We start from the raw sequence: 15,160 nt of genomic DNA, 5'->3' as shown, positions 1-15,160 counted from the left end.
GCGAGCTCTGGTTACTCCTTGATCACGTCCGCGCCCTTGGGGATGTCGAACTTGAACTTGCTGTCCGGCACCGCCTGGTTGGCCTTGACGCCATTGAACAGGATGTTGGTGCGCTGGCCGACGCTGTCGATCAGTTGCATGTCGTTGATCAGGCCTTTGCGGAACGACACGCGCAGCGAGTCGAACAGGGTGTCCTTGGTCTTTGGCTTGAGGGTGAAGTCCATCACTTCACCCTGCTCCTTGGACGCAATGTCAAAGCTCTGGCTGATCTTCGACACATCACCGGACAGCAACAGGGCTGGGGTCTGGTTCAGCCGCACGTCGAGCTTCTTGATGGTGGCCTGCTCCAGGTCCGGGTCCCACAGGGTGACGTTCTTGCCATCCGACACCACCACTTGCTCCTGCGGCGCATCGGTATGCCAGTAGAACAGGCCTGGGCGCTTGACCGTCATCTTGCCCGAGGTTTCCTGCAGGCTGACGCCATCGGCGCCCAGGGTCAGCTGCGAGAAGTTGGCCTCGATGGTCTGCGACTTTTCCAGCAGCTGCGTCAGGCGCTGTACGTCTTGCTCACCGGCATAAGCAGTAACCGAGCCCAGGGTCAGGGCAGAAACCAACAGCATGCGAATCGCGCGCATGGGAATCCTCATTGAGCGTTGAAAAGGCCGGACGCCACCGTTGGCGCCCGACAGGGTGTTCATCAGTCGCGCGGGCCGCCCGGGGCTATCACTTCCCGCGAGCCGTTGCTGTTCATCGGGGTGACAACGCCGGCCATCTCCATCGACTCGATCATGCGCGCGGCACGGTTGTAGCCGATCTTCAGCTTGCGTTGCACGGCAGAAATGGAGGCACGACGGCTCTCGAGCACGAATTGCACCGCTTCATCATACAGAGCGTCGGTTTCGGCATCGTCACCGTCGCCACCACCGCCGCCGCCATCAAAGCCGCTACCGGCTTCTTCGACGCCGTTGAGGATATCGTCGTTGTAGTCCGGGGCGCCACGCAGCTTCCACGCCTCTACCGTGCGGTGCACTTCGTCGTCGGACACGAATGCGCCGTGTACACGGATCGGCAGGCTGGTGCCCGGCGGCATGTACAGCATGTCGCCATGGCCCAGCAACTGCTCGGCACCGCCCTGGTCGATGATGGTACGCGAGTCGATCTTGCTCGACACCTGGAACGCCATACGGGTCGGGATGTTGGCCTTGATCAGGCCGGTGATCACGTCCACCGACGGGCGCTGGGTGGCGAGGATCAGATGAATACCGGCCGCCCGTGCCTTCTGCGCGATACGGGCGATCAGTTCCTCGACCTTCTTGCCGACGATCATCATCATGTCGGCGAATTCGTCCACCACCACCACGATGGTCGGCAGGGTTTTCAACGCAGGCGGCTCATCGTCCATGCTCTCACGGCGATACAGCGGGTCATGGATGATTTCGCCAGCCTCCTGGGCGTCCTTGATCTTGCGATTGAAACCGGCCAGGTTACGCACGCCCATGGCCGCCATGAGTTTGTAGCGCCGCTCCATCTCGGCCACGCTCCAGCGCAGGGCATTGGCGGCGTCCTTCATGTCGGTGACCACCGGGCACAGCAGGTGCGGAATGCCTTCGTAGATCGACAATTCAAGCATTTTCGGGTCGATCATGATCAGCCGCGCGTCTTCCGGGCTGGACTTGAACAGGATCGACAAAATCATCGCGTTCACACCCACCGACTTACCGGAACCGGTCGTACCGGCCACCAACAGGTGGGGCATCTTGGCCAGGTCGGTGATCACCGGCTTGCCGCCGATATCATGGCCCAGCGCCAACGTGACGGGCGATTTCTGCTCGTCATACTGCGACGTGGCCAGCACTTCGGAGAAGCGCACCATCTGGCGGTTTTCGTTGGGTATCTCGATACCCACTGTGGTCTTGCCAGGGATGACCTCGACCACTCGCACACTGGTCACGGCCAGCGAACGCGCCAGGTCCTTGGCCAGGTTGGCGATGCGGCTGACCTTCACGCCTGCGGCCGGCTGGATTTCGTAACGGGTAATCACCGGGCCGGGGTGGATCGAATCCACCGCCACTTCCACACCGAACTCCTTGAGCTTGATTTCCAGCAACTGGCCGACGCCGGCCAGGGATTCTGGCGAATACTCGATCTTCTTCTGTTCAGCCGGGTCGAGAATGGAAATCGAAGGCAAGGTGCCCTCCACGGCGCTGTCGACGAACAGCGGCGCCTGCTTTTCCTTCATCGCCCGCTTGCTCGGCTCCGGCGCCCTGGCGGCTGACGGCGGCACAATGGTGGGCGCTGGGTGCTGCTGGCGGGGCACCACGGTTTCACGCGGCGCCAATGCCTCAGACGCCGTTTCACGCGGCGGTACAATCGGTTCGCGTGCAAGGGTCGGCTCAACCGGCTGGGCGGTTTTTTCTTCACGCTTGAGGATGCGCTCGCGCAGCGAAGGCTTGGCCGGCTCGCGCTTCTCGGCAGCCATCGGCGCGGCCTTGAACACCGGTTCGTCCTCGCGCAGTTGCGCCTCAAGGCGCTTGCGCTCGTTGCGCGCTTCCCACCAGCGGGTGGCAGCCCCTTGCACCAGCTCGCACAGGTCGAGGGTGATCTTGCCGGTCAGGTCCATCACCTTGAACCACGACAGGTCGGTGAAGACGGTCAGGCCGAACAGGAACAGGGCAATGAACATCAGCGTGCTGCCCTGCACGTTCAGCAGATTGCGCGCCAGGTCACCCAGGCTTTCGCCCAGCGCACCACCGGCGGAGAACGGCAGGCCGGCTGACGGGTGAAAGTGGATATGCGCCAACGCCGCCCCAGACAGCACCAGGAACACCAGGCCAATCAGCCGCCATGAGAACAGCCAGCCGCTCCAATCCCACGGCTGGTGGCGTTCGCGGAAAATCTGCCAGGTCTTGACCGCCAGCAGCAGCGGGAAAATATAGGCGAAGTAACCCAGCACCATGAACAGGATGTCGGCGAAGTAGGCACCGGCACGCCCGGCTGCATTCTGCACCTGGTCGACGTTGCTGGTGTGGCTGAAGCCCGGGTCCGAGGTGTCGTAGGTCAGCAGCGCCATCCACAGGTACAGGCACAGGGCGCCGACAGCGATCAACGCACCTTCCTTGAGGCGATAATGCAGCTGCTGCCGCCACAGTGGCACAGGCAATGGAGCTGGAGTTGCGGTGGATTTCTTCAAAACGCGTCTATTCCTGCGCGTGGTGCGCGTCCAATAGTGATCGGCCGCTGCGCGACCAACGAACCACTACTTTTAACATTACTGCCCGCCAGCCGCCATGGCGGCACGCCGTATGGGGGTTTGGCCGGAGGCGAATTCGTATAGCTGCAATTTGAGCACGCATTTTCTTTCGTGACAAAGGCTTATGCTGTGTTTTTGCACAGGTGTGACAGCAAATGTAGCCGATGGTGCCTGCGGTTTGATGAATGTGTAGGAAATTGCCTAAATTGCCGTGCCCCTCTGTAGGGGTAGCCTTGTGCAGGGGACCGCTCCGGCGTTGAGGCACCCAAAGAGATTGACCCCGCTTTTGACCCAAGCCATGCTGCCCTCTCCCCTCCCCCACCGCACGATAGACCATGCTCACCTGGCTGACCCGCGACTCGCTGACCTTCCCCCCCCTGGAAAAGGCGCTGCACGACCCCAACGGCCTACTGGCCGCCGGCGGTGACCTGAGCCCCGAGCGCCTGGTGCAGGCGTATCGCCACGGCTGCTTTCCGTGGTACCAGGACGGCCAGCCGATCCTGTGGTGGTCACCTGACCCGCGCACGGTGTTGCTGCCTGACCAGTTGCATGTCTCGCGCTCGCTGGCCAAGCTGATGCGCCAAGGCCGCTACCAGGTCAGTTTCGACACCGACTTCCCGGCCGTGATCGCCGCCTGCGCCGCGCCGCGCGATTACGCTGACGGCACCTGGATCACCGACACCATGCGCAACGCCTACTGCGAACTGCACCGCCGTGGCATCGCCCATTCGGTTGAAGTTCGCCAGGATGGCGAACTGGTTGGGGGCCTGTACGGCCTGGCCATGGGCCGGCTGTTCTTTGGCGAATCGATGTTCAGCCGCGCCGACAACGCCTCCAAGGTCGGTTTCGTAACCTTGGTCAACCACCTGCGAGACGCCGGTTTCGTGCTTATCGACTGCCAGATGCCCACCAACCACCTGCACAGCCTGGGCGCCCACGCCATCAGCCGTGCCGAGTTCGCCAGCTACCTGGCACACCACCTTGACCAGCCCAATAGCGCTTCATGGGTTGCCTAGGCGAGTTCCCGTAGCTGGCTTACACTTAACTCAAAGTCTCACCGAAGGGGTTGATCATGACAGAGTTGGCGCGGTTGAAGTTCTATGCCACTCAGCCCCACTCCTGCAGCTACCTGCCGGAGGAGCAGGCGACCACGCTGTTCCTCGACCCCAGCCAGCCGATGGACGTGCATGTCTACGCCGATTTATCGGAAATGGGCTTTCGCCGCAGTGGCGACCACCTGTACCGCCCGCACTGCCAGAACTGCAATGCCTGCGTGCCGGCGCGCATCCCGGCGGCGCGCTTCATCCCCAACCGCCAGCAGCGGCGCATTCTCAAGCGTAACGCCGACCTGACCGTAACCGCAGCACGCCCGGCGTTCAGGGAAGAGTATTTCGAGCTGTACCGGCGCTATATCGAAACGCGCCACGCCGACGGCGACATGTACCCGCCCAGCCGCGATCAGTTCTCCACCTTCCTGGTGCGCGACCTGCCGTTCTGCTGGTTCTACGAGTTTCGCCTGGAAGGCCGGTTGATGGCGGTGGCAGTGTGCGACCTGCTACCCAATGGCCTGTCGGCGGTGTACACCTTCTACGAGCCGGACGAGGAGCGCCGCAGCCTTGGCCGTTTCGCCATTCTCTGGCAGATCACCGAAGCGCTGCGCCAGGACCTGGAGGCGGTTTACCTGGGCTACTGGATCAAGAACTGCAAGAAGATGAACTACAAGACGCAGTACCGCCCCATCGAGTTGCTGATAAACCAGCGCTGGGTCACCCTCAACTGAAAGCATTGGCTTGACACGCAGTTTTCCGGCATAATCCACGCCACTTTTTTGCCCGGTGCGGATATGCGTCGGGCTAACACTGGATCCGAGGGCTCAACTGCATGTCGAAAGAAGACAGCTTCGAAATGGAAGGTACTGTCGTCGACACCCTGCCCAACACCATGTTCCGCGTGGAGTTGGAAAACGGGCACGTCGTAACCGCGCACATCTCCGGAAAGATGCGCAAGAACTACATCCGTATTCTCACTGGCGACAAGGTCCGCGTCGAGCTGACGCCGTACGACCTGAGCAAGGGCCGCATCACCTACCGTGCGCGCTAAGCTCAAGCCATGAAAAAGCCCGGCCAGGTGCCGGGCTTTTTTGTGCCTCAAGAAATTGCAGGGGCTGCAAGGCAGCCCCTGCACATCACGCGACCTCAGCCGTGGTTTCGAAGTCGAACACCAGTTCGCCATCGCGCAGGTCGACATGCACCACGCCACCATGCTCGGCCAGCTCGCCAAACAGGATCTCCTCGGCCAGCGGCCGCTTGATCTTGTCCTGGATCAGCCGCGCCATTGGCCGCGCCCCCATCTGCACGTCATAGCCCGACACCGCCAGCCAACCGCGCGCTTCATCGCTGACCTCCAGCAGCACACGCTTGTCTTCCAGCTGCGCCTGCAGTTCGATAAGGAACTTGTCGACGATGCTTTTGATCGTCTCCGTGCTCAGGCGGCCAAACTGGATGATGGTATCCAGACGGTTGCGGAACTCTGGCGTGAAGCTTTTGCGGATCACTTCCATGGCATCGGACGCGTGGTCCTGATGAGTGAAGCCGATCGACGCCCGCGCCGCGGTTTCTGCACCGGCGTTGGTGGTCATGATCAGGATCACGTTACGGAAGTCGGCCTTGCGCCCGTTGTTGTCGGTCAGGGTCCCGTGATCCATCACCTGCAGCAGCAGATTGAAGACTTCCGGGTGGGCCTTCTCGATTTCGTCGAGCAACAATACGCAGTGCGGCTGTTTGGTGATCGCCTCGGTCAACAAGCCACCCTGGTCAAAACCGACATAACCCGGCGGCGCACCAATCAAACGCGACACGGTGTGACGCTCCATGTACTCAGACATGTCGAAACGCACCAATTCCACGCCCAGCGCCTTGGCCAGTTGCCGCGCCGCTTCGGTCTTGCCGACGCCGGTAGGGCCGGCGAACAGGAACGAACCCACCGGCTTGTCTGGCGACTTGAGGCCGGCACGGGACAGCTTGATCGCGGTGGCCAGCGAGTCGATTGCCTGGTCCTGGCCAAACACGGTCAGTTTCAGGTCGCGCTCAAGGTTGCGCAGCAGCTCCTTGTCGGAACTGGTGACGTGCTTCGGCGGAATTCTCGCGATCTTGGCAACGATGTCTTCCACTTGCGGCACATCGATGCGCTTGACCCGATTGGCCTCCGGCTGCAGGCGCTGGTAAGCACCAGCCTCGTCGATCACATCAATGGCCTTGTCAGGCATGTGCCGGTCATTGATGTAGCGCGAGGCCAGTTCGGCGGCGGCGCGCAGGGCTTCGTCGCTGTACTCGATGTTGTGGTGGCTTTCGAAACGGCCTTTCAGGCCGCGCAGGATGCCCACGGTGTCTTCGACCGATGGCTCGCTGACATCCACCTTCTGGAAACGACGCGCCAAGGCACGATCCTTCTCGAAGATGCCGCGAAACTCCTGGAACGTTGTCGAACCGATGCAGCGGATTTCACCCGACGACAGCAACGGCTTGAGCAGATTGGAGGCATCCATCACCCCGCCCGACGCCGCGCCGGCACCGATAATGGTGTGAATCTCGTCGATGAACAGGATGGCCTGCGGACGCTTGCGCAGCTCACCGAGCAGCGCCTTGAAGCGCTTCTCGAAGTCACCACGGTACTTGGTTCCGGCCAGCAAGGCACCCAGATCGAGGGAGTACACCACGCTCTGTGCCAGCAGGTCAGGCACCTGACCATCGACGATGCGCTTGGCCAGGCCTTCGGCGATGGCCGTCTTGCCCACGCCTGCCTCACCCACCAACAGCGGGTTGTTCTTGCGCCGACGGGCCAGGATTTGCGCCACGCGCTCCACTTCCTGCTCGCGACCTACCAGCGGGTCGATACGGCCAGCACGGGCCAGTTCGTTCAGGTTGCTGGCGTAGGCGTCCAGCGGGTTGCTCGAAGAGGAGGTTTCACCGCCCTCTTCGTCCTGCATGTCCTGGTCGCTTTCAGATTGCGCACCATGCCCTGGCACCTTGGAGATGCCATGGGCGATGTAGTTGACCACGTCGATACGGGCCACGCTCTGCTGCTTGAGCAGGAACACGGCCTGGCTTTCCTGTTCGCTGAAGATCGCCACCAGCACGTTGGCGCCGGTCACCTCGCGCTTGCCAGAGCTTTGCACGTGGAACACGGCACGCTGAAGCACGCGCTGGAAGCCCAGGGTCGGCTGGGTTTCACGGTCTTCGTCGTTCACAGGGATCAACGGCGTGGTGGAATCGATGAACTCTTGCAGGTCGTGCTTGAGCTTGTCGAGATTGGCGCCACAGGCGCGCAGAACGGTCGCGGCAGCCTCATTGTCAAGGAGTGCCAGCAGCAGATGTTCGACGGTCATGAACTCATGACGCTTCGAACGGGCCTCCTTGAAGGCAAGATTGAGGGTGACTTCGAGCTCGCGGTTTAACATAGCTTCACCTCATACCCAAGTGGTCGGCGATTAACCGTCCTTCTCGATTTCACAGAGTAGCGGATGCTGGCTTTCCCTGGCGTATTGGTTGACCTGCATAGCCTTTGTTTCGGCGATGTCACGGGTAAACAATCCGCACACTGCCCGCCCTTCGGTATGGACGGTCAGCATGATCTTGGTCGCCAGCTCGCGGTTCAGACTGAAGAACGTCTCGAGCACTTCGACGACGAAATCCATTGGCGTGTAGTCATCGTTGAACAAAACCACCTTGTACATCGGTGGCGCCTGCAGGATCGGCTTGGCTTCCTGGACTGCAAGACCTGAGCCGTCGTCCTCATTCGATTGCGGGCGATCCTGATTGAATGTTAGTCGAATCTCACTAGGTGCATGCATGGAAAGAATTTCATCATGAGCGTCAGGTTAAGGTTGCGGGTTGACTGCACAGGCCACCGCCAGCGCAGGCGCCGCGTGACCTTGACTATCGGCAAAACGGTGTTACAACCAATAAGAACCCACCGTGGGCGATAAAGATCCGCGCAGTCAACCAGATTTTTCGCAAGGTTCGTATGCGGATGAAGTGGATGATACTCCAGTGATGGAGTCCTTTGCAGAGGGACATAGGGATGGCAAGCGGTAAAGTCAAGTGGTTCAACAATGCCAAGGGCTATGGATTCATCAATGAGGAAGGTAAATCCGATGACCTGTTCGCCCATTATTCCGCCATCCGAATGGACGGTTACAAGACCCTGAAGGCAGGCCAGGCCGTGGTATTCGACATCGTCCAGGGCCCCAAAGGCTTGCACGCCGTCGAAATCAAGGATGCCGCGGCCGCAGCAGCAGAGGCTGCCAGATCCTTGGGCGAGCCGCAAAGCGAAACCGCAAAAGCCTGACTGCCTGCGCTGTGCCGGTATACGAAACAACCGACCGCTTCTTTACAGGAGGCGGCCGGTTTTCTCTTGCTTTACATGTGCTTGATCATTTCGTCGCCAAAGCCTGAGCTGCTCACCAGCCTGGCGCCGTCCATCAGCCGCTCGAAATCGTAGGTCACGGTCTTGGCCGCAATAGCGCCATTGGTACCCTTGATGATCAGGTCGGCGGCTTCGGTCCAACCCATGTGGCGCAGCATCATCTCTGCCGAGAGGATCACCGAGCCCGGGTTGACCTTGTCCTGCCCGGCATACTTGGGCGCAGTGCCGTGAGTAGCCTCGAACATGGCCACGGTGTCGGACAGGTTGGCGCCCGGCGCAATGCCGATTCCGCCCACTTCCGCCGCCAGGGCATCGGACAGGTAGTCACCGTTGAGGTTGAGGGTGGCGATCACGTCGTACTCGGCCGGGCGTAGCAGGATCTGCTGCAGCATGGCGTCGGCAATGGCGTCCTTGACGATGACCTCGCGGCCGGTCTTGGGGTTCTTGAACTTCATCCACGGGCCGCCATCGAGCAGTTCAGCACCGAACTCATCACGCGCCACTTCGTAGCCCCAGTCCTTGAAGGCACCTTCGGTGAACTTCATGATGTTGCCCTTGTGCACCAGGGTCAGCGATTCGCGGTCGTTATCCACCACGTATTGCAGGGCCTTGCGCACCAGTCGCTTGGTACCCTCCTTCGACACCGGCTTGACGCCAATGCCGCAGTCCTGGTCGAAGCGGATCTTGGTGACACCCATTTCCTCCTTCAGGAACTTGATCACCTTGTTCGCCTCGGGCGATCCGGCCTTCCACTCGATGCCGGCATAGATGTCTTCGGAGTTCTCGCGGAAAATCACCATGTCGACGTCGCCAGGCTTTTTCACCGGGCTCGGTACACCCTGGAACCACAACACCGGCCGCAGGCACACATACAGGTCCAGTTGCTGGCGCAGGGCTACGTTGAGTGAGCGGATGCCGCCACCGACCGGGGTGGTCAGCGGGCCCTTGATCGATACCACGTAATCACGCACGGCATCGAGGGTTTCCTGCGGTAGCCAGGTATCCTGGTCATATACCTGGGTGGCTTTCTCGCCAGCGTACACCTCCATCCAGGCAATCTTGCGCTTGCCGCCGTAGGCCTTCTCCACGGCGGCATCGACCACCTTGATCATCACCGGCGAGACATCGACGCCGATCCCGTCGCCTTCGATGTAAGGAATGATCGGATGATCAGGCACATTAAGCGAATGATCTGCATTGACGGTGATCTTGCTGCCGTCGGTCGGAACCTTGATTTTCTGGTATCCCATGCTTGCACTACTCCGCTGTCGGGTGTGGTTTGGACATCGTGCGATCCACTGAGCCTAAACCACATCTGCCGACCTGCAAGGCATGCGACAACCCGCCGCATTGCCGCTTAGTCTTTGGTCTTATAAATGGGCCGATATCACTTGGCCTTGCTGATTAGCCCAAATGGTTTGGTATACTCCGCCGCGACCGAAGGGTCATCGGGGCGAATCCCAGGAAATGCGGACCGCCCTAGGCCATCAACGGCCACTAAGCCTGGGTTGTTACCGCACCCCAGCACTTGACGCTCGACTGATGCATCCACCATCACCGCTCGCAGCCTCTCGACTTTCCGCTCATGGCGCTGCCAGGGCGATGCGCCTACCCTGCGCACCACGAGACTCGAGCACGCTCAGCACACAGAGAGTTAACCCGCATGCCCACCCGTTCCAAGATCATCTATACCTTCACCGACGAAGCCCCCGCCCTCGCCACTTACTCGCTGCTGCCGATCATCGAAGCGTTCACCGCCTCGGCTGACATCGCTGTCGAAACTCGCGACATTTCCCTGGCTGGCCGTATCCTTGCCGCCTTCCCGGAGCAACTGGGCGCAGAGAAGCAAGTAGGCGATCACCTGGCGGAACTGGGCCAGCTGGCTACCACCCCTGAAGCCAACATCATCAAACTCCCGAACATCAGCGCCTCGGTACCGCAGCTCAAAGCCGCGATCAAGGAACTGCAAGGCAAGGGCTTCAACATCCCTGACTACGCCGACGAGCCGGCCACCGCGGAAGAAAAAGAATCCCGTGCCCGCTACGACCGCATCAAGGGCTCCGCCGTGAACCCGGTGCTGCGCGAAGGCAACTCCGACCGCCGCGCGCCGCTGTCGGTCAAGAACTACGCCCGCAAGCACCCACACAAGATGGGCGCCTGGGCCGCTGACTCCAAGTCGCACGTTGCCCACATGACCCAGGGCGACTTCTACGGCAGCGAAAAAGCCGCACTGATCGAAGCTGACGACAGCCTGCGCATCGAGCTGGTCGGCAAAGACGGCAGCACCACCGTGCTGAAAGAAAAAACCGCCGTCAAAGCCGCCGAAGTCATCGACTGCGCCACCATGAGCCGCAAGGCCCTGAAAGCCTTCATCGCCGAGCAAATCGCCGATGCCAAGGCCGCCGGCGTGCTGCTGTCGGTGCACCTGAAAGCCACCATGATGAAGGTCTCCGACCCGATCATGTTCGGCGTCATCGTCGAAGAATTCTACAACGACGTGCTGACCAAGCACGCCGCTGCCCTGGCCGAAGTAGGCTTCAACGCCAACAACGGTATCGGCGACCTGTACGCCCGTATCAAGGACCTGCCAGCCGACAAGCAGGCCGAGATCGAAGCCGACATCCAGGCCCTGTACGCCGAGCGCCCGGCCCTGGCCATGGTCAACTCCGACAAAGGCATCACCAACCTGCACGTGCCGAGCGACGTGATCGTCGACGCCTCGATGCCGGCCATGATCCGTGACTCGGGCAAGATGTGGAACACCGCAGGCGAACTGCAAGACGCCAAGGCCGTGATCCCGGACCGCTGCTATGCCGGCATCTACCAGGCCACCATCGAAGACTGCAAGGCCAACGGCGCCTTCGACCCGACCACCATGGGCAGCGTGCCGAACGTTGGCCTGATGGCGCAAAAGGCCGAAGAGTACGGTTCTCACGACAAGACCTTCCAGATCAACACCGACGGCGTCGTGCGCGTGGTCGATGGCAAGGGCAACGTGGTACTGGAGCAGAGCGTTGAAGCCGGTGACATCTTCCGCATGTGCCAGACCAAGGACGCACCGATCCAGGACTGGGTCAAGCTGGCCGTCAACCGTGCCCGCCTGAGCAACACCCCGGCGGTGTTCTGGCTGGACCCGGCCCGCGCCCACGACGGCGTCATGATCGAGAAGGTGCAGCAGTACCTGAAAGATCACGACACCACCGGCCTGGACATCCGCATCCTGGCACCGGTCGATGCCATCAAGTTCTCCCTGGCCCGCATCCGCGAAGGCAAGGACACCATCTCGGTGACCGGCAACGTGCTGCGCGACTACCTGACCGACCTGTTCCCGATCATGGAACTGGGCACCAGCGCCAAGATGCTGTCGATCGTGCCGCTGATGAGCGGCGGCGGCCTGTTCGAAACCGGCGCCGGCGGTTCGGCTCCGAAGCACGTACAGCAGCTGGTTGAAGAGAACTTCCTGCGCTGGGACTCGCTGGGTGAATTCCTGGCCCTGGCCGCCTCCCTGGAGCACCTGGGCAACACCTACGACAACCCGCGCGCCAAGGTTCTGGCCAACACCCTGGACCAGGCTACCGGCAAGTTCCTCGACACCAACAAGTCGCCGTCGCGCAAAGTCGGCGGTATCGACAACCGCGGTAGCCACTTCTACCTGACCCTGTACTGGGCCGAAGCCTTGGCCGCTCAGACGGACGACGCTGCCCTGCAGGCACGCTTCGCACCATTGGCAAAAACCCTGGCCGAGAACGAAGCGACCATCGTCGCCGAGCTCAACGCCGTTCAGGGCAAGCCAGCCGACATCGGCGGCTACTACGCCCCGGATGCCGAGCTGACCGCCAAGGTGATGCGCCCGAGCCAGACCCTGAACAGCGCCATCGCTGCCCTGTAAGGTTCGCTTGAAGTAACAGCACAAACCCCGGCCACGCACCGGGGTTTGTGCTTTCTGGATCGGGGCCGCTGCGCAGCCCTTCGCGGGCTTGCCCGCTCCCACAGGAAAGGTGCTGCCAGCAAGACCTGCACTGCACCTGTGGGAGCGGGCGAGCCCGCGAAGGACCGCAAGGCGGTCCCGGCAACCTGAAAGGACATGGCAAATGACCTGGCAACCCCACATCACCGTAGCGACCATCGTCGAGCACGAAGGCAAGTTCCTCTTCGTCGAGGAATTCAAAGCCAACCAGCACGTCTTCAACCAGCCTGCCGGCCACCTCGAACCCAACGAGACCCTGTCCCAGGCCGCCCTGCGCGAAACCCTGGAAGAAACCGCCTGGGAAGTCGAGCTGATCGGCCTGGTCGGCATCTACCTGTACACCGCCCCCAGCAACGGCGTGACCTACCAGCGCGTGTGCTTCGCCGCCCGCCCCGTACGCCACCATGCCGACCTGGCACTGGACAGCGACATCGTCCGCGCCGTGTGGCTGACCCGCGACGAACTGCTGGCCGACCCCACTCGCTGGCGCAGCGAGCTGGTGCCACGCTGCCTTGACGACTACCTCAAAGGCCCGCTGCACAGCCTCGACCTGCTACGCGACTGACGCGGCGCCACGGGTTTGATAGAATCGGCGTTTTTCCCCCTTGATACACACCGGTACCCATGACCAGCCCAGCACTTAAAGACCCCGCCAAGACCCGCGTCATCGTCGGCATGTCCGGCGGCGTGGACTCTTCCGTCTCAGCCCTTCTGCTCATCGAGCAGGGCTACCAGGTGGAAGGGCTGTTCATGAAGAACTGGGAAGAGGACGACGGCACCGAATACTGCACCGCCCGTGAAGACCTGGCCGACGCCCAGGCCGTGTGCGACCGTATCGGCATCAAGCTGCACACCGCCAACTTCGCCGCCGAATACTGGGACAACGTGTTCGAGCACTTCCTTGAGGAATACAAGGCTGGCCGCACCCCTAACCCCGATATCCTCTGCAACCGCGAAATCAAGTTCAAGGCGTTTCTCGACTACGCCCTGTCACTGGGTGCCGACCTGATCGCCACCGGCCACTACGTGCGCCGCCGCGATACTGGTGCGCTCACCGAACTGCTCAAGGGCCTGGACCCGAACAAGGACCAGAGCTATTTCCTGCACGCCGTCGGCGGCCAGGAAATTGCCCGCACCCTGTTCCCGGTCGGCGAACTGGAAAAGCCCGAAGTGCGTGCCATTGCCGAAAAACACGGCCTGGCCACCGCCAAGAAGAAAGACTCCACCGGCATCTGCTTCATTGGCGAGCGCCGCTTCAGCGACTTCCTCAAGCAGTACCTGCCGGCCCAGCCGGGCGACATTGAAACCACCGAAGGTGAAGTGATCGGCCGCCACCATGGCCTGATGTACCACACCATCGGCCAGCGTCAGGGCCTGGGCATTGGCGGCCTGAAGGATGCCAGTGACGAGCCGTGGTACGTGCTGCACAAGGACCTGGCTCGCAACGTGCTGGTGGTCGGCCAGGGTAACGAGCACCCATGGCTGTTCTCCCGCGCCCTGCTGGCCTCGGAAATTTTCTGGGTCAACCCGGTCGACCTCGGCAACCCACGTCAGCTGACTGCCAAGGTGCGCTACCGCCAGAGCGACCAGCGATGCACCCTGGAGCGCACCGCCAGCGGCTACCGCGCCGTGTTCGACGAGCCTCAGCGCGCCGTTACGCCGGGCCAGTCGGTGGTGTTCTACGACGGCGAAGTGTGCCTGGGCGGTGGCGTGATCGAGGCTGCCGAGCCGTGGAGCCCGCGCGCATGAGCAACCTGCAGGAGCAGCTGATTGCGTTGGGTGGTGTATTCCAGGCCGCCGTGCTGGTCGACCGCATCGCCCGCACCGGCCAGGCCAGTGAAGCCAATATCGGCTGCATGCTGGGCAGCCTGCTGGTGCGCGACCCCAAGGACACCCTGGAGGTGTTCGGCGGTGACGACCTGAACCTGCGCGACGGCTACCGGGCACTGATCGGCGCCCTCGAGCGCGACCCCAACAGCCTGCAGCGCGAGCCGCTGCGCTACGCCCTGTCGATGTTGGGCCTGGAGCGCCAGCTGAACAAGCGTGGCGACCTGCTGGACACCATCGGCAACCGCCTGCCGCAAATCCAGTCGCAGGCCGAGCATTTCGGCCTGGTTCACGAAAACGTCATCGCTTCCAGTGGAGCCTTGTACCAGGACACCCTTAGCACCTTGCGCCAGCGCATCCAGGTGCACGGCGACATGCGCTTCCTGCAGCAGCCCAACAACGCCTCGAAGATCCGCGCCCTGCTGCTGGCCGGCATCCGCGCCGCGCGACTGTGGCGGCAGCTGGGCGGGCACCGTTGGCAACTGGTGTTCAGCCGGCGCAAGTTGCTGAACGAACTGTACGACATGATGCGCAGCCCCAACTGACGGGCTGGGCTGCCCTTTGTGGGAGCGGGCATGCCCGCGAAGCAGGCGACGCGGTGTATGGCACCGGCTACGCTGGTGTTCGCGGACATACCCGCTCCCACAGGGTCTGCCACCTGATCCAAATTGGGCCGACCTTTGGTCAGCCAC

General features: G+C 61.8%; 13 protein-coding genes. 8 read left to right on the top strand and 5 right to left on the bottom strand.

Annotated elements, in window-relative coordinates:
* Positions 1 to 11: 11 nt before the first annotated feature.
* Positions 12 to 635 carry an outer membrane lipoprotein chaperone LolA gene (lolA, locus tag ACYCCG_RS11775; RefSeq protein ID WP_021782156.1) on the bottom strand — a complete coding sequence of 208 codons (624 nt, stop codon included), beginning with the start codon at positions 633 to 635 and terminating at the stop codon, positions 12 to 14.
* Between the two features lie 62 nt (positions 636 to 697).
* Positions 698 to 3,190, bottom strand: coding sequence for a DNA translocase FtsK (locus ACYCCG_RS11770; protein WP_176682279.1), 2,493 nt, complete (start codon positions 3,188 to 3,190; stop codon positions 698 to 700).
* A 395-nt stretch (positions 3,191 to 3,585) separates the two neighbouring features.
* On the opposite strand from ACYCCG_RS11770, the gene aat reads away from it, so the two are divergent.
* The 3 genes from aat to infA all read left to right on the top strand — a co-directional run bounded on the left by aat (position 3,586) and on the right by infA (position 5,350).
* Positions 3,586 to 4,266: a leucyl/phenylalanyl-tRNA--protein transferase gene (gene aat / locus ACYCCG_RS11765; RefSeq protein ID WP_339443065.1), complete on the top strand. Its 681-nt coding sequence runs from the start codon at positions 3,586 to 3,588 to the stop codon at positions 4,264 to 4,266.
* A 56-nt stretch (positions 4,267 to 4,322) separates the two neighbouring features.
* Positions 4,323 to 5,030, top strand: a complete 708-nt coding sequence (locus ACYCCG_RS11760; RefSeq protein ID WP_176682277.1) for an arginyltransferase — start codon at positions 4,323 to 4,325, stop codon at positions 5,028 to 5,030.
* Between the two features lie 101 nt (positions 5,031 to 5,131).
* The gene (gene infA / locus ACYCCG_RS11755; RefSeq protein WP_002553999.1) at positions 5,132 to 5,350 is read left to right on the top strand and encodes a translation initiation factor IF-1; all 219 of its coding nucleotides are present in this window, start codon (positions 5,132 to 5,134) and stop codon (positions 5,348 to 5,350) included.
* Positions 5,351 to 5,435: 85 nt separating this feature from the next.
* Here infA and clpA read toward each other — a convergent pair whose 3' ends face one another.
* Together clpA and clpS are read right to left on the bottom strand one after the other, a co-directional pair.
* Entirely contained in the window at positions 5,436 to 7,706 is a 2,271-nt protein-coding gene (clpA, locus tag ACYCCG_RS11750) for an ATP-dependent Clp protease ATP-binding subunit ClpA (RefSeq protein ID WP_012051826.1), read from the bottom strand.
* 30 nt (positions 7,707 to 7,736) lie between these two features.
* Positions 7,737 to 8,099 carry an ATP-dependent Clp protease adapter ClpS gene (clpS, locus tag ACYCCG_RS11745; protein WP_003251220.1) on the bottom strand — a complete coding sequence of 121 codons (363 nt, stop codon included), beginning with the start codon at positions 8,097 to 8,099 and terminating at the stop codon, positions 7,737 to 7,739.
* A 230-nt stretch (positions 8,100 to 8,329) separates the two neighbouring features.
* Between clpS and cspD the strand changes: the two genes are divergently transcribed.
* Positions 8,330 to 8,596 (top strand): cold shock domain-containing protein CspD, encoded by a 267-nt coding sequence (cspD, locus tag ACYCCG_RS11740; protein WP_176682276.1) that lies wholly within the window; start codon positions 8,330 to 8,332, stop codon positions 8,594 to 8,596.
* Between the two features lie 71 nt (positions 8,597 to 8,667).
* Here cspD and icd read toward each other — a convergent pair whose 3' ends face one another.
* Positions 8,668 to 9,924: an NADP-dependent isocitrate dehydrogenase gene (gene icd / locus ACYCCG_RS11735; RefSeq protein WP_176682275.1), complete on the bottom strand. Its 1,257-nt coding sequence runs from the start codon at positions 9,922 to 9,924 to the stop codon at positions 8,668 to 8,670.
* A gap of 413 nt (positions 9,925 to 10,337) precedes the next feature.
* On the opposite strand from icd, the gene ACYCCG_RS11730 reads away from it, so the two are divergent.
* The 4 genes from ACYCCG_RS11730 (at position 10,338) to hflD (ending at position 15,013) form a co-directional block, all read left to right on the top strand.
* The gene (locus tag ACYCCG_RS11730) at positions 10,338 to 12,563 is read left to right on the top strand and encodes an NADP-dependent isocitrate dehydrogenase (protein ID WP_209967043.1); all 2,226 of its coding nucleotides are present in this window, start codon (positions 10,338 to 10,340) and stop codon (positions 12,561 to 12,563) included.
* A gap of 202 nt (positions 12,564 to 12,765) precedes the next feature.
* Complete coding sequence (locus ACYCCG_RS11725) at positions 12,766 to 13,206, top strand: NUDIX hydrolase (protein WP_176682273.1); 441 nt, start codon at positions 12,766 to 12,768, stop codon at positions 13,204 to 13,206.
* Positions 13,207 to 13,265: 59 nt separating this feature from the next.
* Positions 13,266 to 14,390, top strand: a complete 1,125-nt coding sequence (gene mnmA, locus ACYCCG_RS11720; protein ID WP_021782148.1) for a tRNA 2-thiouridine(34) synthase MnmA — start codon at positions 13,266 to 13,268, stop codon at positions 14,388 to 14,390.
* Positions 14,387 to 15,013 (top strand): high frequency lysogenization protein HflD, encoded by a 627-nt coding sequence (gene hflD, locus ACYCCG_RS11715; RefSeq protein ID WP_010954818.1) that lies wholly within the window; start codon positions 14,387 to 14,389, stop codon positions 15,011 to 15,013. The genes mnmA and hflD overlap by 4 nt, the downstream gene beginning before the upstream one ends.
* Positions 15,014 to 15,160 lie beyond the last annotated feature (147 nt).

Source organism: Pseudomonas sp. VEM90 (assembly GCF_054611535.1).
Note: the sequence above shows the minus strand (reverse complement) of the source record. Positions and strands in the feature narration are given on the sequence as shown.

Excerpts from the sequence above, each read along its gene's own strand:
- ACYCCG_RS11725 (WP_176682273.1), top strand. The coding sequence starts at position 12,766 with ATGACCTGGCAACCCCACATCACCGTAGCGACCATCGTCGAGCACGAA.
- hflD (WP_010954818.1), top strand. The coding sequence starts at position 14,387 with ATGAGCAACCTGCAGGAGCAGCTGATTGCGTTGGGTGGTGTATTCCAG.
- ACYCCG_RS11760 (WP_176682277.1), top strand. The coding sequence starts at position 4,323 with ATGACAGAGTTGGCGCGGTTGAAGTTCTATGCCACTCAGCCCCACTCC.
- aat (WP_339443065.1), top strand. The coding sequence starts at position 3,586 with ATGCTCACCTGGCTGACCCGCGACTCGCTGACCTTCCCCCCCCTGGAA.
- clpS (WP_003251220.1), bottom strand. The coding sequence starts at position 8,099 with ATGCATGCACCTAGTGAGATTCGACTAACATTCAATCAGGATCGCCCG.
- infA (WP_002553999.1), top strand. The coding sequence starts at position 5,132 with ATGTCGAAAGAAGACAGCTTCGAAATGGAAGGTACTGTCGTCGACACC.
- lolA (WP_021782156.1), bottom strand. The coding sequence starts at position 635 with ATGCGCGCGATTCGCATGCTGTTGGTTTCTGCCCTGACCCTGGGCTCG.
- ACYCCG_RS11730 (WP_209967043.1), top strand. The coding sequence starts at position 10,338 with ATGCCCACCCGTTCCAAGATCATCTATACCTTCACCGACGAAGCCCCC.
- cspD (WP_176682276.1), top strand. The coding sequence starts at position 8,330 with ATGGCAAGCGGTAAAGTCAAGTGGTTCAACAATGCCAAGGGCTATGGA.
- mnmA (WP_021782148.1), top strand. The coding sequence starts at position 13,266 with ATGACCAGCCCAGCACTTAAAGACCCCGCCAAGACCCGCGTCATCGTC.
- clpA (WP_012051826.1), bottom strand. The coding sequence starts at position 7,706 with ATGTTAAACCGCGAGCTCGAAGTCACCCTCAATCTTGCCTTCAAGGAG.
- icd (WP_176682275.1), bottom strand. The coding sequence starts at position 9,924 with ATGGGATACCAGAAAATCAAGGTTCCGACCGACGGCAGCAAGATCACC.